The sequence below is a fragment of the Pseudomonas sp. SDO55104_S430 genome, from assembly GCF_054070595.1.
The window spans coordinates 22,851-43,494 of sequence record NZ_JBSVXG010000006.1; the positions used below are offsets into that span (position 1 = coordinate 22,851).

Here is a 20,644-nt window from a genome sequence, read left to right on the forward strand (position 1 = left end):
GGCATTCGTTCCACAATCTGGACTCGGCTGAAGCTTAGGGATTGATATGAAAGAGATGACCCTAGAAGAGCGCAAAGCCTACATTCAAGCAGTGGCCGATGAGGTCGCTCAGGGGAAGCTGACGCTCGGCGGCGCCGTTAAACGTCTTCGTGAAAACATACTGGGCCTGAACCAAGAGCGATTCGCGATGGCTTGCAAAATTTCAAAGCGGGCTCTATCACAGCTTGAGGTCGATCGCGGTAATCCGACTCTCGCGACCCTGGAAGCTGTATTCAAGAAGTTCGGTCTCACGATCAGCCTGGCTCACCTGAATCCGGTAGATCTCAACGCTGCAACCGCACTGAAAAACAAGGCCAACTTTGCCATTCCCCTCCCCTCTTCAAGCATACGGATTAAGGTGCGTTAGCCACCTGCCTACGTGCCAGCCGAGAAAGAGAAGCGAATAGGCATCGGGAGAAATTTTCCGCTGGATGAATACCCAAACTGAAAAAGCGCAGAGCCTCAGATAAAGCTATTCACTCTTGAGCAAATCAGCCTCCAGAAGCGCACGCAATCCTAACTGCTGCGAGACTGTTTCCAGGAGAAACTTTACTGAAAGGACTCTGCGGCTCTTCAAAAGTTACTACCGTAGTGATGCCGATATCGACGCTGAACCCGATGTGCTCTTGAGGTGAATCCCACCCAATTGATTTCATGAACTTGCATGGACTCTACATCCACCTTTAGCGCCGGCTCACGCCCATCCTGGTCGCCGCTTGCTGAGGGGAACGTCGGCGTGTCCTCACCGAAGATATCCGGAAAGATTTCCGGCAAGAGTTCATGCTCCGTTGCATCCATAGCGGCCGCTGTCACACAAAAGTCAGGCTCTGCTCCCTCCTCCGTCATGGTGAACAAATCCACATCGACGTTTGTGCTGTCTCTAAGCTCAAGGGGCGCTAACCTGCACGCATGCCGAAACAACACCACGTTAAGGCCATTTTTGACCTGCACAGATTTGAAGAGTATTCCGTCGAACTTAGGCGAGCATGCGTTTGCCAAGTAGTCGGCAACGACCTGAGTGGGAAGATAGCTGGTAACTTCGTCCCCCGGCATGACGGGGCGCGTCATTAAAAATCCCAAACGGCGCAAGAAGGCCACACGCTCCAGTCTTTCCTTCCAGGTAGGATCAAAAATGCTGCCCTGATCATGAACCGCATCCAATGCATTAAGATCGAGCAGTCGAAGCGGGCGGGTTACGTTGAACTTAGCAACAACCACCCAGCTCCCCACCGGCGGCCTGACTTCAGCAATTGCCGTTTTGTGATTGCTCGCACCATAGAACACCGAGATACCTGGAGCACTCATCCGTCCGGCGACGACCACATTATTTGGAGGTGGGCCAAGCTCAAGATCTGGCCGCGCCAATGGTTTTTTAAGCAGATCTACGCAATGGAAGGTTCGGGCTCGGTAGAAGTGTTTTATTCGATTCCGCGGCCCCACACTAACGATTATCGGAGGGGGTTTTCGTGTGCGCTTACGGAGGAAGCCAAACGCGCTGCTTCGCGAAGTCAGCTTATCCAATCCCTGAAATAGCTCATCGAGAAACTGTGTTGCACCTTGATTGAAGAAACGTGCCTGCGTCTTAAGTGTTTGCTCGAAGTCCCGCCATTCCACATCCCACTTCGAACCTGTTTGCAAGGTTTCCTGGTAGTACGAGCCAGGGTCAAATTCCTGTTCTTCTCCAATATCATCAGGGCTGTAGCTGGTATGGCGCTCCGACAGGATCGCAAGCAGATCCTGGGCTGCATTTTCCGAGCACCCTACAGCGTCTTGAATGGCATAAAGAACATGGGTGCCTTCCCGCTCCCAAAAATACTCGGACTCATCATCGGCCATCAATGCCTGCTCATAGTCCTCTGGTACATTCCTGGTGCGCACGTAGTGATCAGAAAACGCAGACTCTACCCGGTCGCTGAGTTCCTCAAGCGAGATAGTTTCTAAACTCGATGAGCAGTAATCGCAAACAGTCGTCGGCCCCGTCGAGAAAATATCAAGGGATAGATACGTCTCCCTTACACAGTCACAACAAATTCGCTTCGAGATAATCATCGTAATGTCTTCAGCATGCGTGGGCTCTTTTTGAAAAGCACCTGGACGTTGGGGTGAGGTCATCACCTGAGCTTTTGATAGCCCAAACCCAATCTGTCAGGGCGAGATACCACACCTTGAAATACCCGGAGTACATTTCAAACTCGGTACTTTAGCGAGTGTCGAGGTACCCGTGATGGACTACCGATATCCTGATGCAGGCCAAATCTCAACGTTGTTGTGCGCCGGCTCTTTCGAAGATTCCCATCTCGCCCTGCATTCAGGCGGGATATGAGTGTTATAGCCGGCCATCAACTGGAGAGCCCATCATTCGTCCTTCTCACCTACAGGTTCGGAGTCCATCTAATGGCTAATGAGCGTTACCCCAGGGTCACCCACCATCACATAGGGCGCCCAGTAGGCGGGGTGTTTAGCTATTCCACGTCCGGACTGCAGTGATTTGAGCATGGCTTGCTGAAGTAACGATGCCCCTCCCTCCTCGGGATCTTTTACGGCGAGATCAAACATCTCGACACCGAGACTAGTCGCCGTGGAATCGACCACCGGCCAGAGTGAGGCGATTACCGATCGCGCCCCGGCAAAGAAAAAAGAACTTGCCAGCCCTGTCAGCGCTTCTGAACCGAGCAGTCCATCGCTTCCACCCGTGCTACAGGCATTAAGCAGAATCAGATTCGCGTCAAGGCGCAAGGCAGCAACGTCACTGGACGTTAGAAATGCAGGCTCAGGTTCTCCAGATGCGGCAGTCATCAACAAGGCGGGCTCGGATTGCTCCAACATTTCAGAGGCAAGGAAACCGTGGGTGGCGAAGACCAATACCCGATAGTTTTCGGGCCCAGCACTGATCAAGTTGGATTTGGTCGCTTGAGGGCCAATCAGCATTTTCGTTCGATGGGCGTCCAGTAGGACACCAATACGTTCGAGCTCTCCTGCCGCAACAATCGAAGACGCATTATCCGCGGGGCGTTGTGGCAACAGCAAAGCCACATAACTGCCGCGTACTGGCGAGCTCGCGAGAGGAGAATCAGGACTCCCCACTCCCAGAACGTCATTGCGTGCCAAGGTAGGACGCAACCCCCTGAGCTTGCTTAGCGTTGCAGGAGACGGAAGATAGGCGAGCTCATATCGACGAAAGAGCCAGTCAACCTTGTCGTACTCCGCTACATCAACTGACGATCCAGGAGATTTTTCAACCAGAACACTGAGCGGCAATCCTTCCCACACACCATCAGCGACTAACAACAATCGCTCAGTTTCAGGAAACGCCTCCAGCACAGTGGACAGGGACTCCTGAAAGAGCCTGTGCGCAATATCGAGTGAAAAGCTCTTGGTTGCCGCTTGGGCGTCCGCGCGGTTCGGAGCAAGCTCGCGCACCAACGTCTCTACATCAGCTCGAAATTCCGAGCGAATTCTTTTGATAGGCACCAAACGCTGCTCATCTCGGGTGGTGGCGAGCACGTACCCCCGATCCGAACTGAATGCGAACTGAAGTAGCACTTCTCGTTTTGACAAAACCCGTTGCACATCACCAAGCTCGTGCTTTTGACTTGCATCAGCAGCATCCAGAACTCCCGCAGCGGCGAGCTGAATCTTCTGTTCGGCGAATTTGGCTTTCTGTATTTCCAGCTCTGACGCAAGCCGCGATCCCGTTTCCTGTGCGTCGATTGCCTTAACTTCTCCGGCACTTAACTGGGCATAGGTTTTGCGAGTAGTCGCCAACTGCCTGCCCGTGGTGAGGTACGCCTCAATGAGCTGACTTTTAGCGATATCCGTCTGAGCTTGGCGCATGCTTGCAGCCGAAATGGACGCCTCAGTGGATTGGCGATGCAAAGATTGAAACGCTGCAAATACGATCTTGTTCAGCTCGTCATTGGACACCAAACCTGGCGACTCGTGTAGCAAGTCGATGAGTTCCAACGCAACCTTTTCACGAGTCTGCATCAGCTCAACAGCTCGACCTCCTGGCAAAAGCGCTGATTCCTCATCGTTCATCAAAACGATTTGAAACGCGTTGCGTAACCGCTCCAATGCTTTCCCAGGTGATCCTTCTCCTCGATCCACACGAGCCAAGTCATACTGAAGCGCGGCGACATTGTCGCTGTCCTTTCCAGACGCAAATTCAGTACCCGGCAGCGCTGCAATCAAAAAGCGACGTGCTTGAACGAGATTACCTTCTTCAATGTAAACGTTCCCCATCGCTACCAAGGCTCCTGCGACTATTGCGCTGCGGTCGATACCGCCAAATAGCGATGTGGCACCTGGATTATTGAAAACGGTCGGTAACGGCTCGAGAGGTGAAGAAGGGTAGCCAATATCGGCCCTTGCCTGAGACTTGGCAGCGGCCAGATAGACACGAGCCTGCGTCAGATCCCCTTTTTGTTTGAGGTAGCGATAACCTGAAAGAGCTTCTTTAGGCTGCAATCGCTGACCATCGTACTGAGCGGCTAACGTTGCAATACGCTCCAGAAGTGTAAAGCCCTGAGCGTCTTGTCCAAGTATCTGGGTCAATTCCCAACGCGTGCGAAGAACATGTAGATGAAGCGACAGGGTGCTGTACATCTGCACCCTATCAAGAAATCTGGAGGTTACTTCTTTGTGCTTTTTGAGCGTCTGCTCCAGCAGCTTATCAATGTCAGCGAGCTGCTTTTGAACGACCTGATCCTTGGGAGGATAATCCGTACCAGAGGCGCTCGATAAGCCAGTCTTTCTCGAATTCAGATCGGCCAGTTCACCCTGGAGAACCTGTAGCTGAGCCTGATCTTCCGCATTCAGACGTTTCACCTTTTCGCCATGGGCAACGTCATCAGGAATAGAGGGGATAACATCTTTTTCCAGGATGCTCTGTGCTTGCTCCAGCGCCTTGTCCGCTAGCAGGAAAAAACCTCTGGCTCGGTAGTAATTGGCCAAGAGTATCAGGTGACCCGCATGCTTGCTTCGTGCCACGCCGTGCAAGGAAGCCGAACCCGCCAGAGCCCTAAGTATGATGGCCTCAGCCTCATCAAAACGGCCAGCCATCACGTGGCTGTTGGATAGGCACATGGTTGCGAAGTCACGAGCACCTTCTGTGTCATTACCCTTGGAAATGGCTGTGCAAACACGCATGGCATCTTCATGGCGACCTGAGGCCAGGTAACGGGCAGCAAATATTTGCATCGTGATGACTTGGATGGTGCTTATCCGCTCACCAGGCTGTATCAATTTCCCGAACGCGTTAATTTCATCCTGCTCGGGTGTTGAAGGAACAAACGATTCTGCATTCGCCGATCCCAGGAATATCCCCAAGCCTAGCGTCAGCCACCAGCACAAACAGGTCTTCATGGCTTGTGCTCGAACATCAACACGTCTGTTGCGGAAAGCCCGGTGATTGACAGATGTGTCTCACCTGAACTGTCTGGTTTGCGCGGTGCGACGTAGGCACCACGAAAGACTTTTAGCGTCGTGTCTAACTTTTCTCGTGCTTGATCGCCCACCGCCGCACTTTCAATGGCGAGCGATGAATCCGGTTTATCCAAGGCAAAAATGTAGACCCGTTCGATGCCCGTAGTACTGTCCAGCGTCAGATATTTCTTTGGATCATCGGGGATTCGAATGGAAGTAATAGGAGTGGTTTGCTCTGCTGCCGCCATTGAATGGGGAAAATATCGATCGACCTGCCCTGAGCTATCAACGCCAAATACATAGAACCAGGCAGGTCGGCGAGCCGCCAGCTCTATGGCGTACTGCTCACCGCTGCGCAAACTTCCACCTTCTTCCAGCAACTGATTATTGGATTTGACAAATTTGACCGAGACTTTTTGTTGCAACAGCATCGGGTCGAGGCTTTCAGCAATGCGTTTGCGCAAGTACTTGTGCAGTTCATCGTCGGCTGATATTGGCTTGACGATGCTGATGTGATCCCTATCGAAGGCAATCGGCGTATTGTCGCACGCCGACTCCGCCCCAGACCGAGGAACAATTTTGAAAGTGGCGGTGGAAAGCGTCTCATAAGCACAAAACACCCGAGGAAATGGCGTCTCGGCGGTTCGAGCTCGTCTCAAGCTTTGCCAGTCATTGTCCAATACTTGAAGAAAAGCATTGAAATCAGCAGGCTTCATGTTCTCGAACTGAGGATTGCTGCTGGCCCATTGAGCCATTGCAGCCAGATCCGAGCCCTGTGCCGGTGTTGAAAAAAACAGCACTGCTTTGACGCGCTGTAAATCCGCTGGATGATTTGCCTGGAGTATTCGCAGCGCTCTCTTGGTGACCAACCCTCCCAAACTGTGCACAACAAAAATGACGTTGTCATAGTCCTTGAACACGCCTTCATCTTCAATGAAGCCCAATGTCCGGACTGCGATTTCTTCAATATTGGAGGCTTCCTGGACGGGGCCAGAGCGAAAACCAACTGCAAGCACGTCAGACCTTGGCATCAGAGGGTCGCTCAACACGATTTCTGGCCAGCCAGGCTTTCCTTCTTGGCTTGCCCATGTGGTTCTCGAGTCGCCAAGAACCCCATGTATAAACACCACAACCGTTTTAGGTCGCTCACCAGATTGCTTGATCCAGTAGGAGGCAGATGGCGTTGAAGCCTCTTCACCACAACCTAGGAGGCTGAACGCAAGTACCCACAGCATCAGTAGCGTTCTCACGGTGCTCCCTCCCCTCCCCGACCTGGGTGATGATGGCGTTGAGCGTCATTTTAGGGAGCATAGATAGTTCAACCTCAACTGCAAGCAAGGGAATGGAAGCACTCCACATCGACCTGACAGGGCGATCAGAAATTAACTGTCCCTCGAGCTCACTTTGCGACGTTTAACCGCCTGGTCGCCGATGCGGTAGAGGAGTTGGAGCATCCTTGAGTGAAGCTTATGAATCGAGCTTACCCACGCGAGAAGACATCTTCTCCCCCGCCACTTTTTGATATAGAGCACAAGGGACACATACCGACTTCGACAATTTCCCTCTGTCGACTTGCGGTTGTGGACTGTCGAATAAAGGCAGACCCTTCCTCGATACGCTCTACTAGCGTTACAAGTAAGCCTCTGCTCCAAAAAATGCGTGGGTCGGTCAACTTCGCGCTTCGAGGCAGCTAAGCTTGTCAGCTCCTGCAGAAAACATTTCACGTTGTTAACGCATCGATATCAATTCAAGCCGAACTGCACCTGTGCGTTTAAGGCTATTCAGATGTTACGTCGATCATTGTTGTAGCTTACTTGTGGTGGGTTCTCGGTAAGCAGAAGCATCTTTAGAAATAGCAAAGTTTTGGAAGATGCCGGGTACGTTCGGTCAGCATAATCGCTCGCAACTCGAGGGTCATCGTATGGATACCCAGCTCTCTCAACGCCTGCTTCTGCTTTTGGCGCACGCCGCTACGTGTTGCCACAACAATCGTGCAGCGGCTTTGCCATTACTCCGAGAAGCATCTGCACTCCTCTGGAGGGTCAACCCCGATCAACCTCCCCTTAGGCCTATGGCTTTGGAGGATCTGCTTTCCCGTCCGGCAACTGAGTGGTTACCAGAGTTCGTTCGAGGCGACTACGAGGGTGCGTTTTTGGCCGCAGGACTTCCCACAGTCACTTGTCACGAAGTAGCGGTGGAGATGGAGGCCAAACAGATATGGAATCGCATTCAATCAAAGGTCAAGGACGTCCGGGATCGTTGCCGCCTGAAGCAGCATGGTGATGAGCAATATCGGCGATTCAGGCGACTGCTTATTGAAGAACCTGTCATCACGCCCATGCAGGTTGCGCCCGTTTTCATCCCCTTGTCGCTTCAGGTGGATGAATTTTACGAAGATATTCCGCCTCACCTTCAGATCGAGGGAAAAATTTACCGATGCCCTGAATGCCGCTGGCCGATGCACCCATTGAAGCAGGACGTCGAGTGCATTTCTGCCTGGTGTCGTGAAAAGCAGAGCCTGTACTACAGAGATGGCAAAAAACTTCGCAATCGCGTGAATGGCGTCGCTCTTGATGGTGAGCCCACCGCGGGCAAGAAAATGCTGATGGCTCCCTTCTGGAAGTTCACATTACTCCCCGGTCTTCTGGAGTTGTCACTTGCCCGGGAGGTCGCTGCATTGGGCTTGGCTGTAACGTTATGGCCCGAGGTTGATCGGGCAGATCTTCGCGTTCGCATCGGTACTCAGGACGTGGACATCGACGCGAAGGTGTGGTCGTCACCGCATCAACTGGCCTATCACGCCAACTCACTCAATAGACCCACCGCGCAATGGATCGTGATACCCGACTATCAATCGATGCACATCCCTCTGTTAAGAGAGCTGATTGCCTCGTCCATCAGCGTCTATACCGAGCGTGAATGCATCAAGGAGCTGAGGCGTCTTGCGAACACTTTCTGAAATCACCACAACACTCTTTCTGGCCCTGGCAGCACGATACGCCAATGGGAAACCGGAACTCGCAGACGCGGCGGCTCTTATTGCAGGCAGGACACAGAAGTGGACAGTGTGGCCTAGCCTCTCACTTGAAGAGCAAACACAGATCGCGGTGGGCCTCAGGCTGCGACCTATGCCCTTGGCCCAACCAAGTTATTTTTTAAAGGAGGCGTATTCGGTATTTGCTGAAGAATTCAGCCTGTTTCAGTTGTGCGATCCTGATCGACGAGGCCATCCCCTCAGCGAATCAGATACCTATGACGTCAAAGCCGGTTTGAGCCTTGAAGTCATTATCACAGAACACTACGAAGCGCTTCGCAACTGGCGTCAAACCGGCCGCGCCGTAGCTTTACCCGAGGGTGGCGATATCCTTCTGAAGTCGGTATCCGCAAGCCGAACGAGGTTGTTCAATATCAAGGAAAGCGAACGCACTCTCCTTCCCTCGCAGAGCAAGGTGATATCGGTAACGAGCTCACCTGCCACTCCCCAAGTCACTTGGCATTACCGTGATCTGCACGACCTGGCGTTGCAACTGGACAGTACGACGGGACTGCACAATAGCCACGTCAGCTCGCTGAAAAACCTCTGGAGAAAAGAGTCAGAGAAGACAGTGGATGCGGGAAACTTTTATCGCATCAACGCCGCCACCGGCACCGGGAAATCGGTTGTGATGCTCCTGATGGCGATCAATGCCGCTGCACGCGGCCATAAGACGGTCGTTGCGGTACCCAGCTTGGTTGATGTAGCCAACACCGTTCAAAGCTTGCGTCGATCCACACAGGCAACCTCAACCACGTTGAAGGTCGCGCCACTGCATTCCTTCAAACGTATTGCGGAACAAGCCAGCCTCCATTTTGTGCAGGAGAAACGTGATCATCCTTACGACTACTCCTGCCTGTTAAACACCTTCAGTACAGAACATGAAGACATGCCTGTGGGTCAGGAGCCATGCTTCAGACTGCAGTTGACAGACAAGAACGCCCAAGGAGAAGAAAGCAGCAAAAAGCTTCGGCATTGTCCATTTCTATTCACCTGTGGGATGACCTCAATGTTGGAGGAAGCGCTCAAGGCCGACATCATCGTCGTCAACCATCACGCGGTACTCTCAGGTTCGACGCGGATTCCATTCGAGGACTCAGACAAATACCCAGGCCCCCGCAGCTTTATTGAACTGCTTCTTCGGCATGCGTCGGTTTTCCTGGTGGATGAAATCGACGGCCTACTCAAATCCGCCATCGATGGCAGCGCATTCGATCTTGAGTTAGGCAATGCGAATGACAGTAGCCCACTGAAAAAGCTTAACTCGACCCTGGTAGGGGCATCCAGGATTTCGGGTATTGATCGCAGCAGTCTCCTGCGGATCAAATGGCCACTGAATTACTGTGCCAATGGCGTCGATCAATTGATGTACCTGCAGCAACGTCGTTTTTTCGAGTGGCCCAAAAAAGAGACCACTTGGGCATCGGCCGAAGATGGTCTGATCATGAGATCTCTCGGCATCAGTTTCGACACACTGCAGAATCTGTGCAGCCCTGAAGAAGCTGATGTTCCTGACCACCTCAAAGATCTGCGCAGGAATTTGATCCTGGTGAGCGGTCAGAATGCTCCACACCCTGAGCACCACGCTATGGAGATAGGCAGGATAACTGCCTCGCTGTCTGCTCAAGGTTTGCTTCCTGCACGGCTTGGACAAGAGCGTTTGAAGCGCCTAAAAGCAGCACTTATCCTGCGCCGACTTTTGGATCTCACCGAAGCTTCGCTACGTGACCTGCAAAGCGAATTACCCTCCTTTGTCGGGGCAGAGGTGCCGTTTGCCTATGATCTGCAGCGAGATCTCAAAGGCAGGGAACCCCTGTCCTTAAGCCCGTTTGGCCCTCTGCACAGAACTGTTTATGGTTTCAAACGCAGGCAGATCGCCCTCAATGAATCGGTGTTGAATGTGGTGGCCATGCGCGGGGATCCACACAGCATGCTGTTGGCTCTTCCAGACATCAGCGCCTTGGGTTATGCCGGCGTGAAAAGAGCGTTTCTAGGATTCTCCGCCACAGCCTATTTCCCGGGTGCGAGTGCCTACGATCTCAAAGCTCGTGACTTCATTGATGTCCCCGACGCCGAGGGGCAAGTCACTTTCGAAGACATTGCGCTGCAAACGGTTGTTTCGGGGGCGCCGTTTCATGAACGACCACAGCGAATCAAGGATCTGGCACAAGAGATCTGGCCGAGGTTGGAGAAACTTTTGATTCAGCTGTCCAGCACGACAGAAACAAAGGATCGGGCCAGATTGCTTTTGGTGGCAAACAGTGATGCCGACGCCGAGCTTCTGGCCATTACGCTGTCGCGGTTGGCACCCACCCCGATCGTGGGCTGGGTAAGAGGACGCGCCAGCGAGGCAAGAGCCACCGCACTCAACGCCAACGACACCCTCATCTATGACGACTTGACTGAATTCACCTCAGGCAAGCACAAAGACAAAACCATCCTTGTCAGTGCACTGCAGCCAATGGCTCGGGGGCACAATATCGTGAATGACAATGGCTTATCGGCCATAGGCGCAGTCATTGTTTGTGTACGTCCGTTGCCATCCTCTGATGACCCCAAAAACAATTTGGCCCATCTCTGTTATGAGACGTGGAACACCATCGCTCCCTCGTCAAGCCTGGGTGCAATACTCAGAAAAGAACGTGGAATGGCAAACTCGATTCTCCACAGAATTCGCAGTTCACCGCCAGCATTCAACCAACAACCTGCGAATGTTCGCCACTACACCGTGATGAACATCCTGGTTTCCCTCACTCAACTGATTGGCCGCGGGCGACGAGGTGGCACACCAGTGACCTGCTACTTCGCTGATGGGGCTTTCAGACTTGGCCGCGTGAAATGGTACTCACTGCTAGATACGAGTGTGAGGCGCTTAAAGGACGAAGGGGTCTGGCCCCAATTCGCAAACCATCACAACGGCATCGCAACAGCTGTTGAACAATATATTCGTCGCTCTGTGCAGGAAGCCTCATGAAAGACCAAGAATTGCGAACCAGCCTTTTCAGCTTTGATCCCAGCCAGTTGGCACCCGCCTATCGCGTGCAGATCGGTCCAGACTATCTGTCAGCTTGGAATGTCCTTCAAAGCTTAAGCAAGAAAACGTATTCGAATCTGCCCACCAACGCGCTCGAAGAAATGCTCTCGGCTCTCTCCAAAGGCCCCGTAAAAGTTGCATACAAACCGTATTTTGATAGCGGCAATGCTGCAATCCTCATGCTGTTCCCGCTACCGGTTGAATTGATCAACCAGGTTCTCCAGCTCTGGGCAATGGAAATCATGCGAAGACATGATGCTGCTGCAGAAGGACTGGAGAGCAAACTCATCGTGACCGACGTTGTGCCACTGTCGGCGCAATCGCTTTTGAACCTGGGGAAGATCTCTCCACTGGCTTACCCCACTATCCCGTGGCGCATTGCACTGGAGATGCGTAATACGCCCCTTCAAGTGCAAAGGCCTGCTACCGCCACAGAAGTTGCTGGGGCGAAACGGGATGTGCGCCTGCACCTCACGTCTGACAGCTCGCTGGTGACATGGGATGACCCCGTGATTGCCACGTCCAAAGCGGGCGAGTACCTCTGCAGTTCCTTGCATGTCATCGAGCCAAAGCTCGTATTGCTTCGCGACCGAGAGGAGCCTTTCATTCAGCTACGAGTTCACATGAGCCACCTAATGCCAAGCTGGATTGGAAAGAAACGGCATGCGTGGGTCGATGCTGGTGGCGTCATCGTGCATGCAGGTGTGAAGTCCATTCCCAAGGACGGTGGCTTCCGAAATATCTACGAGTTCCCATCAGATGACTTGCTCAAGTTTTTACCGGGTTCAAATCATCTACCAACGCTGACTGAAGGAAGCATTGGCGTGGATAGCCCGTTCCGGCCTTACCATGCGGTCATGCCTTCGAACCCCAAAATAGGATCAGGCCCCGGTTCATTGTTCTTCGATATGGCGAGCTTCCATCTGCTCGCGTGTTTGCCTGGCTCTGCTCAATTAAAGGTCAAAAAAGCGGTCTCGAGCCTGAAGTCACCTCCACCCAATAGCCAAAATGCAGTCGCCGAAATTCGAGTGGCGGTCTTGTCGGCGCACACTCAAACACTGCTCAGGCTAACTGAAGCGAGCAAGACTCTCGGGAGCATGCCTTTCTTCAAGAAAATTGCTCCCCCTGCCATCGCCCTGCATCGAATCGAAGCACCCGACAGTCAGACCATGCTTCATGGAGATCATGGCCTTGATGAGTTAAAACGCTGGCTTCTCCAACACATCATTCCCGCCCTCAAACAATCAGGGCTTTCGGTGGCCATCGTTGAAACCAGTGTCGAGGCTGCGGCCAAAGCGGACAACGACCCTAAACATTTCATTCGCAGAATTCTTGCCGAGCAGGGAATCGGTACCCAATTCATCATGCGCTTGCCACCCAGCGCTGAAGTTCAATCGCCGAAGGATGAGGAGGAAGATAATCGTGACTTCAAGGCATTGAATGCAGTCACCGAAGCCATCAGGCTTTTCGGCTATTTTCCTACCCTGTTCCCTCGCTCGAAGAATGTCCCTGAGGGCACCACTGTACAGTCGGTCTTTCTCGACAGGATCACAGAGGCTGGCGCGGAAAAGTTTCTCCCCGTTATCACCCGTGTGATCGCCGGCGGAACGAAAACCGACATTTTCTGGTTTGATCACCCTCAGTCGCAGCAAGGGCGTTGGTTCCCTTTTACTGAAGGCGTGTGTGCAATGCATGCATGGCCCGGACTGTTGGACAAGAGCCAGACCACACGGCTCATTGACCAGTCCATGCTGACATCCACACCCAGCGCCAGTAGCCCCTTGATTGTGTGTCTCCACAGCTTGCTGAGAAGCCTGTATGGCGGCTTGAAGGACAGCCCTGGCTCTGGACTTCCACCCGTCCCGACTGGTGCTGCAATCGTTCGTGTGAGGGCAGACAGAGATGTCGCCCAAGTGACGGGTGACCACGTTAGTCATCCTGAGGGGCCTTATTACATCGGGCGCAAACTGGGTCTCTTCCAGTCGATGGCGAGTGACTCTGTCTACTATTTCATTTCGCCTTCGAAAGTGTTCATGGCGTCTCGCTCACATCGGTACAACTCTCGCTACGATATCGCCAGTCCAACCTTGAAGGAGCCTTGGCACCTGCTAGGGGTGACAGAAATCACGCTCATCCGGCCGAGCTCGTTCGCAGGCAATACTGCGATTGCAGAACAAATAGCGATCCTTTGCCGAAATGCGCCGATGTGGGATGGTCACCTTCGCCGTCCTAGCCCCATGCATTTGGCCGCTCAGATAGCAGGTGACCATCCCATCATGGAATTACGGAGAAAAAGCGACGCCAATCGAGAGGCAGAGGATCTAGTCATCTCGTGACCTGCAGATTTCGGCTGTTGCGTCGGTACAAATCAGGGCCAAAGAAAAAGCGCCAGGTCATGTCAACGTGTGTTAATCGATCGAGGTTGACACCCGACTCTGATCCTGGCGTGAATTCTGAGCGGCCGAATTTGTCAGACTGGCAACCGGATTTGGATTACTACACCCATAAGTCAACGTATTGCCAATTTGCTTCTCAGCGAGACTTTCCAGCCGGGCACACGAACGCTCATCGACGCAGCGCGAGCTGCTCAGCCAGATCAAGCAAATCCTTACGATCCTTCCCTTTCAAGAAATGGAAGCATTGCACCAAGTGTGCAGTGTCATCGTCCTCGCAATAAAAGTACGCCATAGGTAGATCCAGTACCGCCGCGATTTGTTGCACGACACCTTCCCCTGGCTGATGAACGCCTTTCTCATATTGATTCATTCGCGCGGACGCCGACGCGGGTTCAATTCCAGCCTCGATGCCCAATCGCTCCTGCGAAAGTCCCCTCGCCTTGCGCGCCTCTTTCAAACGCCTGCTAAAAGTCGTCATTTCTCTTGCCGTAAAAGGCTAGAGATTCTTAGATTGGCTTTGACGACATACTAAGTATTCCTTAGTATTTGGAAAAATATCCTTTTGCCATCACACCACCACGCGAAGACAAGGACTCACCATGAAGGAAATGCAAATCGTAGATGGACGGCTCGACGAGAAATCCCGAGGCTTTGGCGCAGAAATGGTGAGCTACCACTATTGGAAAATTGACGGCAGGAAGCTCGAAAAAATCGAAATTCCGGATGATCTCGATGCTCACGTAAAGGCAGGTAACCAGGTACGTGCGACTTCCCAGTTAGGCAAAGACAACGTCAATCGGATCTGGGCTATTCAGCTGGATAATGAGCCTGTCCGTTCGGTTGTCTCCATTCCCTTCCTCGCAGTTTCAATAGGCCGACTCGGCATACTGCCTCTTACAGTCGCCATTTTTACCATCTTCGTTGCCTACGGTTTCTGGGAGAACAGCGCCAACCACCGAAGCTTCCATGGATCGGCCTATCAATTGGGCTGGTTGGCGCTCAATTTATTTATCTGCTACCGCTACATGGTTAAGCCAATATTGATCATCACGCGAGGGATCAAGGCATTCCGCGAATACTGTGCCAAGGCTCCAGCGCCGACCTCTATTGCAGATTGATGCGGGCTGGACACGGGCAGACTTTCAAAGAGACAGCCATGAATTACGTCGAGTCAATTCATCGTCAAGCCGAGAGCGTCTTCGGTAGCAAAGACAAGGCAAACGCCTGGTTGAATCGATCGAAGGAAGCCTTCGGAGGTATCACACCCCTGCAAGCCGCTCAGAGCAGAAACGGGTACAAACTCGTAAAGGCTGAACTCGAGAAAATCAGCCATGGATATGCGTGTTAACACACGCCTCTCTCATAACCCGGACTTGGCATGATTAACTTTGATCTCAACAGGAACGACAGCGAAGCACTCCTTCGTCATGCTGAGGAGTTCATGCCAAGGTCAAAGGATCCTCGTGAGGATGCCCGCTTACGCGACGCATTACGTGAGCTGAAAAATGCGCTCATTTCACATCTTGAGGATTCGAATACTCAAGCGGGTACGGATTGATTCCCTCCACGCTGATTCAGACCGCCACAGTGAAAGCCTTAGTGAGCAGGTTGAGCCTAAGCTCACTCAGGGACTTTCCCCCTCGCTTCAGTCTTCGTTGATTGCCTTAGAATCGGAGCGACCGACACTGTTGCCGATCGCACCAGAGTAGCCTTGGTCGGCAAGCGTTCCGTCTAGGAATCGTACTGTGCCAGGTATCCATCAAGTAGTTCGTCGAATAAGCGTATAACGCTGATCCCTCTGGAGCCGCGCGCCAGTGGGTTTGTAGTCGGTCAGCGACAGGCGCTTCAGTAGCGCCTCGGCCAGTGCCTCCTCGTCATGTGCTTCGAGGTACTCATGTACGGTAAGGGTACTCACGACCGGATCGCTTCAATTGACCGACAGATAGCGCCTCAGAAATACGCTCTCAGGCTCCCGGCGAACAGCTGAACTCAAGAAAAAGCACAATTTTGGAAGATGCCGGGACAGTTCGGCCAGCATAATTGCCCGCTGCTAGAAGCTCATAGCATGGATACATCGCTCGCTCAGCCCCCATTCCCTCCTTGGGATTGGGTTTGAGCAGCATTTGGAAAGACGCCTCGTTGTCCACTAAATGCTAGAGAAGCTCAAATGCCGATTCGCCAAACAGATTTGCTCAGTACAAGCTTCAACCGTTCAACTGCGCGCCAAATCGGCCCGCGCTCAGGTCAACCTGTCGCGTTCCTGAGCCATAGTCACCAGGACGCACTCCTCGCCTTGGGTCTACAGGAAATGCTCAGAAGGCAAGGATGGGACGTCTACATCGACTGGCAGGATCAGACGATGCCTGCGACACCGGACGTTGAGACCGCTTTTAATATCAAGGTCGCGATTGTCAAAGCAGACTGGTTCCTCTTTCTCGCCACTCAAAACTCGATGGCATCCCGGTGGTGCCCTTGGGAAATCGGCTTTGCTGACGGCAAAAAAGCTCACGACCGCATCGCGATTGTCCCAACCTCAGACAGCCAGGGCCGCTTTTACGGCAACGAATACTTGGGCCTATACAACAAGATCGACGTGCCCAGCACCGGGGTTGGTTTGGCCCTGTTCGATACGCGGGGCAATGGTACTTGGGTACGCAACCTTTAACTCCACCTCAACGGTAGTGCAAGAGAATGAAAAGGGAACATTTACGGCTCATTGACACCCTGTCCAACGAGCTGGCGGAAGGAAACCTCGCCATTTTCGCAGGCGCTGGGTTTTCACAAGGTGCAGGCTTTGTGAACTGGAAGACGCTGTTGAAGCCAATCGCGGAAGAACTGGACCTTGATATCGACAAGGAGACAGATTTGGTTGCGCTCGCGCAATACCATGCCAACGCGAATGGCACGAACCGCTCAAAGCTCGACCAGATGCTGGTGACCGAATTTTCGACAAAAGTTAAAACGACGGAAAATCACAAAATCCTTGCGCGCCTGCCGATCCAGACCTACTGGACAACGAACTATGACAGGCTGATTGAAACTGCCCTTGAGGACAACGAGAAGGTTGCTGACGTCAAGTACACCGTCAAGCAACTGGCCACGACCAAGCCAAAACGTGATGCGGTGGTGTACAAGATGCACGGAGACGTCGAGCACGCGTCCGAGGCGGTGCTCATCCGTGATGACTACGAACGCTACCACGTGAAAATGCAGCCATTCATCACGGCGCTCAGTGGTGACTTGATCGCCAAGACATTCCTGTTTCTTGGCTTCAGCTTTACCGATCCCAACCTTGACTACATCTTAAGCCGAGTGCGTATCCAGTACGCGAAACACCAGCGTCAGCACTACTGCATCCTAAGAAAGGTCAGCCAGGAAAAGGACGAGGATCAGGCCAACTTCGAGTATCGCGAGCGCAAGGAAGAGCTATTCCGGCAGGAACTGCTGCGTTTCGGTATCAAGGCAGTCTACGTCGACGATTTCCCCCAGATCACGGAAATCCTGCGCGAGATTGAGCATCGTCATAAGCGCAAGACCATCTTCATTTCAGGTGCGGCCCACGACTATAGCCCCTGGACAGAGACTGAATCAGAACAGTTCGTCTACAAGCTCAGCAAGGCCATCAGCAAAGAGCAGTATCGGGTGATCTCCGGGTTCGGCTTGGGCATTGGCAGCGCCGTCATTACCGGTGTCGTTGAACAGACCATCATGAACGGGCATCGCCTGGACAGCGATCAACTCATCTTGCGGCCGTTTCCGCAAAGCCAATCCGGCGAGCGCCCTTTGAAAGACCTATGGACGGAATATCGCCGCGACATGCTCGCTCACGCCGGCATCGCTCTGTTTCTCTTTGGCAACAAACTCGACAAGGACGGTGAGGTTGTGCCGTCGAATGGCATGCGCGAGGAGTTCGATATCGCATTGGCCAACGGCGTTTTTGTCATCCCGGTAGGGATTACCGGATCGATCTCGGCAGACCTCTGGAAAGAGGTTGTTCAGAGCTATGACGAGACGAAGCATGAGCACGGAAAAAAAATCACTCCCCTGCTCCACGAACTGGGCGCTGAAGGCACAGACCTCGCGCGCGCCCACGACATCATCCTCCAACTGCTGCCCCTCATTTAAGGACGATCATCATGGCAAGAAAGGTTTTTTTCAGCTTCCAATACGAAGACGTGCAGCGCGCGATGAACGTACGCAACAGCAACGTCATCGCTTCCGACGACAAGGTGGGCTTCATCGACAAGGCCGAGTTCGAAGAAGTCGAGCGCAAGGGTGATGCAGCCATCAAGAAATGGATCAATGATCAGCTGTATGGCACGAGCGTCACCGTGGTACTGGTTGGGGCAACGACGGACAAAAGCAAATGGGTGAAATATGAGATTGAGCAAAGCATCGAGCGAGGCAATGGCATCCTGACCCTCGATATCAGCAGCATCTCGGATTTCAAGGGCAACACGTCCACGTGTTGTGCCCTTCGCGTGCCCGGAGCCCCTCATTACCTCTGGAAGAACAACGGTCGTGAAGACCTCGGCAAATGGATCGAGGCCGCAGCAACAGCTGCGGGCAAGCCATAACTCAATACGAGGCGCCGCAAGGCGCCGTCCTTTAAAAGAACAAGGATTGTCTGATGTACCTAGGCTTTGAAATCGAACACTACGAACCGACGAATGACTTCTTTGATTTTCGTATCGACCGCTATGTAGAGGACGCTGAGACTCGAATTGACGACCTCGCACGGTTCCTCATCGGCACTTACAACCAGCGCAACGTATTGGATGCCGAAGCATTGGCAGCAACCATTTTTCCTGAAACGCGTTACGACGTTTTTCTTTCTCACTCTCATGCCGATCAACGTAATGCTGTCGACTTCGCGCTCGCTCTGGATAAGCGTGGCCTGAAGGTATTCGTAGACTCGACTGTTTGGGGGTTTTATGGAGACCTTGTGCGCAAGATCATCGCCCAGACGAGCCCACTCGATGGAGAAACGAAAGATGAACACGTCAATCGCATCCATGCCGATGTTCACATGATGCTGGCAGGTGCCCTGCACCGCACGATCGCCAGAGCTGAAACATTCGTATTTTTACGTTCCGAAAAGTCGGTTCCTTTGAGTTTTGGCAACAAAGCGAGAACCTTGTCGCCTTGGCTCTACTCGGAACTGCAGTTCAGCTTCCAGGTACAGCACGCCACTCCCAAGCGAATTCGAGAAAGAATGCAGGGTGCGACCCTGGACGACGTCAAAGGATTCAACAACATGAGTCTTGAGAACATGCAACATCTCATGGCGTTCAGAGCGTTCAACGATCACTTGCCACCTGTCCGTGGCAACAGCTTGCGTGACTGGCTCGTTGAACTGCCGGCAAGCATTCAAGGCAATGGGTTGCTGGATTTGCTCTACAGCCGATTCGACTTGCCGGGAGAATACCGCCGACGCAGGGAATCACTGAAGATTTAACCGCGAGCCCTTGCGGCGCGGAACTCCAGCCTGCTACGACGCTGTTTTGTAACAGCGAAGCGCTGGGGCAATTGATTTACACGACGCACACGGTTATCCCGCACATCACCAAGGGACGCTCTCCGGCCAACGAAGAATCGGCGATCCTACGGCAGTGCGGGAAGCCAGGCTCAGCCCCAGAAGTCATCACCCCAACATACGGGCTATCAGTAGCTTCCGTATTGACCGTAGATGAGGGTAAGGCCGCTCATGGATTTTGTGTATTCCCTATAAGCCTGCGCCTACTGGCAGGCACAGTTTTCAGAAGTGCCAAGCAGCTTGGTTCAACACAGGATCATAGACCAAGATCCCAGCCCAACTGATCCTCCTTCATGGCGTCGATGGCATGCCCGCTGTTCAAGAGGTATTGCTGGAGACGGTAGTTCAAGTGTGTTTTCAAGCTAGCCCTCACCTGGAGGTAGCTTTCAGACCCAGCGTGATTTAAACCTCGAGCCAGCATCACACTGCGTAGCACTTCAATGCCCGTTACGCCTATCACCGAGGCGTGTAATCGTACTGAAGCATCCAGTCCGGGTGCCCGCCGGTAGCTGTCGAAGCCCGCCTCAATGAGCATGACGAATGCAGATTTATCACAAGTCGTTTGCACCATTTGCCAAACTTGAGACTCAAGCTCACTATCCATGCAATCGCACCGAAAAACACAATATATTGAAAACCAAACAACCAATAACACTATATCTTGTGTTTTTTCAGTTTTTTTAAATTTTCGGGTGAATTATTTGAATTCAAACGTGAAAGCAGCGGCTTTCAGCCGCAAAGGGATCGATTTTCCTACACAACCAGGGGAGCAGCAACACAGCATCATTCAGCAAAACCGCTGTAACAGATAAAAAACACAGCTACCTACAAAAGCAAAAACACGAATGTTTTTTCGGATTCTGACCCCGTAAAGCGGGTGCCATGAGATCTTTGCTTTTCGTTTGCTCTCAAATATAGAGATCCGTCGCAAAAAAAATTTTTCAAGGGGCAAAAATAAATATATTTTTAAAACAGCAAGAATTTGAAAAAACCTTGAACCGCTAACACCTTAGCTATCGACGTTCCCTGAGCCTTGTCAGCTCATTGAACAAGCTCATTTATCGTGGATCTGCTGCGCCTGGACGACCTCAGTGCATGGGTTGTGGACTGGGCATACATGATTAACCGCCTCAACTAGAACTCAGGTCTTGTTCTCCATTCGTTCAGCCCGCACGTACGCA

16 protein-coding genes and 1 pseudogene are annotated in these 20,644 nt (G+C 52.6%); 11 read left to right on the forward strand and 6 right to left on the reverse strand.

Annotated elements, in window-relative coordinates:
- The first annotated feature begins 46 nt into the window (after positions 1 to 46).
- Entirely contained in the window at positions 47 to 406 is a 360-nt protein-coding gene (locus ACW9JE_RS01985; protein ID WP_457431700.1) for a helix-turn-helix domain-containing protein, read from the forward strand.
- 206 nt (positions 407 to 612) lie between these two features.
- Here the strand turns inward: ACW9JE_RS01985 and ACW9JE_RS01990 are convergent, their stop codons facing one another.
- The 3 genes from ACW9JE_RS01990 to ACW9JE_RS02000 form a co-directional block, all read right to left on the reverse strand.
- Positions 613 to 2,151, reverse strand: a complete 1,539-nt coding sequence (locus ACW9JE_RS01990) for an RES family NAD+ phosphorylase (protein ID WP_457431701.1) — start codon at positions 2,149 to 2,151, stop codon at positions 613 to 615.
- 279 nt (positions 2,152 to 2,430) lie between these two features.
- Positions 2,431 to 5,403, reverse strand: coding sequence for a CHAT domain-containing protein (locus ACW9JE_RS01995; protein WP_457431702.1), 2,973 nt, complete (start codon positions 5,401 to 5,403; stop codon positions 2,431 to 2,433).
- Positions 5,400 to 6,713, reverse strand: a complete 1,314-nt coding sequence (locus tag ACW9JE_RS02000) for a DUF4384 domain-containing protein (protein ID WP_457431703.1) — start codon at positions 6,711 to 6,713, stop codon at positions 5,400 to 5,402. The genes ACW9JE_RS01995 and ACW9JE_RS02000 overlap by 4 nt, the downstream gene beginning before the upstream one ends.
- Positions 6,714 to 7,384: 671 nt before the next feature.
- Between ACW9JE_RS02000 and ACW9JE_RS02005 the strand changes: the two genes are divergently transcribed.
- Genes ACW9JE_RS02005 through ACW9JE_RS02015 form a run of 3 tightly spaced genes read left to right on the forward strand, consistent with a single transcriptional unit; the run spans position 7,385 to position 13,867 of the window.
- Positions 7,385 to 8,422 carry a restriction endonuclease-related protein gene (locus tag ACW9JE_RS02005; protein WP_457431704.1) on the forward strand — a complete coding sequence of 346 codons (1,038 nt, stop codon included), beginning with the start codon at positions 7,385 to 7,387 and terminating at the stop codon, positions 8,420 to 8,422.
- The gene (locus tag ACW9JE_RS02010; protein ID WP_457431705.1) at positions 8,406 to 11,471 is read left to right on the forward strand and encodes a hypothetical protein; all 3,066 of its coding nucleotides are present in this window, start codon (positions 8,406 to 8,408) and stop codon (positions 11,469 to 11,471) included. Before ACW9JE_RS02005 ends, ACW9JE_RS02010 begins: the two co-directional genes overlap by 17 nt.
- Positions 11,468 to 13,867, forward strand: coding sequence for an RNaseH domain-containing protein (locus ACW9JE_RS02015; protein ID WP_457431706.1), 2,400 nt, complete (start codon positions 11,468 to 11,470; stop codon positions 13,865 to 13,867). The genes ACW9JE_RS02010 and ACW9JE_RS02015 overlap by 4 nt, the downstream gene beginning before the upstream one ends.
- A gap of 229 nt (positions 13,868 to 14,096) precedes the next feature.
- Here the strand turns inward: ACW9JE_RS02015 and ACW9JE_RS02020 are convergent, their stop codons facing one another.
- A complete protein-coding gene (locus ACW9JE_RS02020; RefSeq protein WP_457431707.1) occupies positions 14,097 to 14,405 on the reverse strand; it encodes a helix-turn-helix domain-containing protein in 309 nt (102 codons plus the stop codon).
- Between the two features lie 121 nt (positions 14,406 to 14,526).
- Here ACW9JE_RS02020 and ACW9JE_RS02025 point away from each other — a divergent pair, with 121 nt between their 5' ends.
- Genes ACW9JE_RS02025 through ACW9JE_RS02035 form a run of 3 tightly spaced genes read left to right on the forward strand, consistent with a single transcriptional unit; the run spans position 14,527 to position 15,485 of the window.
- Positions 14,527 to 15,045 carry a hypothetical protein gene (locus ACW9JE_RS02025; protein WP_457431708.1) on the forward strand — a complete coding sequence of 173 codons (519 nt, stop codon included), beginning with the start codon at positions 14,527 to 14,529 and terminating at the stop codon, positions 15,043 to 15,045.
- 38 nt (positions 15,046 to 15,083) lie between these two features.
- Positions 15,084 to 15,275, forward strand: coding sequence for an antitoxin Xre/MbcA/ParS toxin-binding domain-containing protein (locus ACW9JE_RS02030; protein ID WP_457431709.1), 192 nt, complete (start codon positions 15,084 to 15,086; stop codon positions 15,273 to 15,275).
- Between the two features lie 30 nt (positions 15,276 to 15,305).
- A complete protein-coding gene (locus ACW9JE_RS02035; protein ID WP_457431710.1) occupies positions 15,306 to 15,485 on the forward strand; it encodes a hypothetical protein in 180 nt (59 codons plus the stop codon).
- A 178-nt stretch (positions 15,486 to 15,663) separates the two neighbouring features.
- Here the strand turns inward: ACW9JE_RS02035 and ACW9JE_RS02040 are convergent.
- A pseudogene (locus ACW9JE_RS02040) lies at positions 15,664 to 15,854 on the reverse strand (IS5/IS1182 family transposase); the annotation flags it as partial.
- Positions 15,855 to 16,094: 240 nt separating this feature from the next.
- On the opposite strand from ACW9JE_RS02040, the gene ACW9JE_RS02045 reads away from it, so the two are divergent.
- From ACW9JE_RS02045 to ACW9JE_RS02060, 4 genes are read left to right on the forward strand one after another with little or no spacing between them, the layout of a single operon-like run.
- Positions 16,095 to 16,592 (forward strand): toll/interleukin-1 receptor domain-containing protein, encoded by a 498-nt coding sequence (locus ACW9JE_RS02045; RefSeq protein WP_457431711.1) that lies wholly within the window; start codon positions 16,095 to 16,097, stop codon positions 16,590 to 16,592.
- Positions 16,593 to 16,618: 26 nt separating this feature from the next.
- The gene (locus ACW9JE_RS02050; protein ID WP_457431712.1) at positions 16,619 to 18,052 is read left to right on the forward strand and encodes an SIR2 family protein; all 1,434 of its coding nucleotides are present in this window, start codon (positions 16,619 to 16,621) and stop codon (positions 18,050 to 18,052) included.
- A gap of 11 nt (positions 18,053 to 18,063) precedes the next feature.
- Positions 18,064 to 18,504, forward strand: a complete 441-nt coding sequence (locus tag ACW9JE_RS02055; protein WP_457431713.1) for a TIR domain-containing protein — start codon at positions 18,064 to 18,066, stop codon at positions 18,502 to 18,504.
- Positions 18,505 to 18,557: 53 nt separating this feature from the next.
- A complete protein-coding gene (locus ACW9JE_RS02060; RefSeq protein WP_457431714.1) occupies positions 18,558 to 19,385 on the forward strand; it encodes a hypothetical protein in 828 nt (275 codons plus the stop codon).
- 334 nt (positions 19,386 to 19,719) lie between these two features.
- Here the strand turns inward: ACW9JE_RS02060 and ACW9JE_RS02065 are convergent, their stop codons facing one another.
- The gene (locus ACW9JE_RS02065) at positions 19,720 to 20,067 is read right to left on the reverse strand and encodes a hypothetical protein (RefSeq protein ID WP_457431715.1); all 348 of its coding nucleotides are present in this window, start codon (positions 20,065 to 20,067) and stop codon (positions 19,720 to 19,722) included.
- Positions 20,068 to 20,644 lie beyond the last annotated feature (577 nt).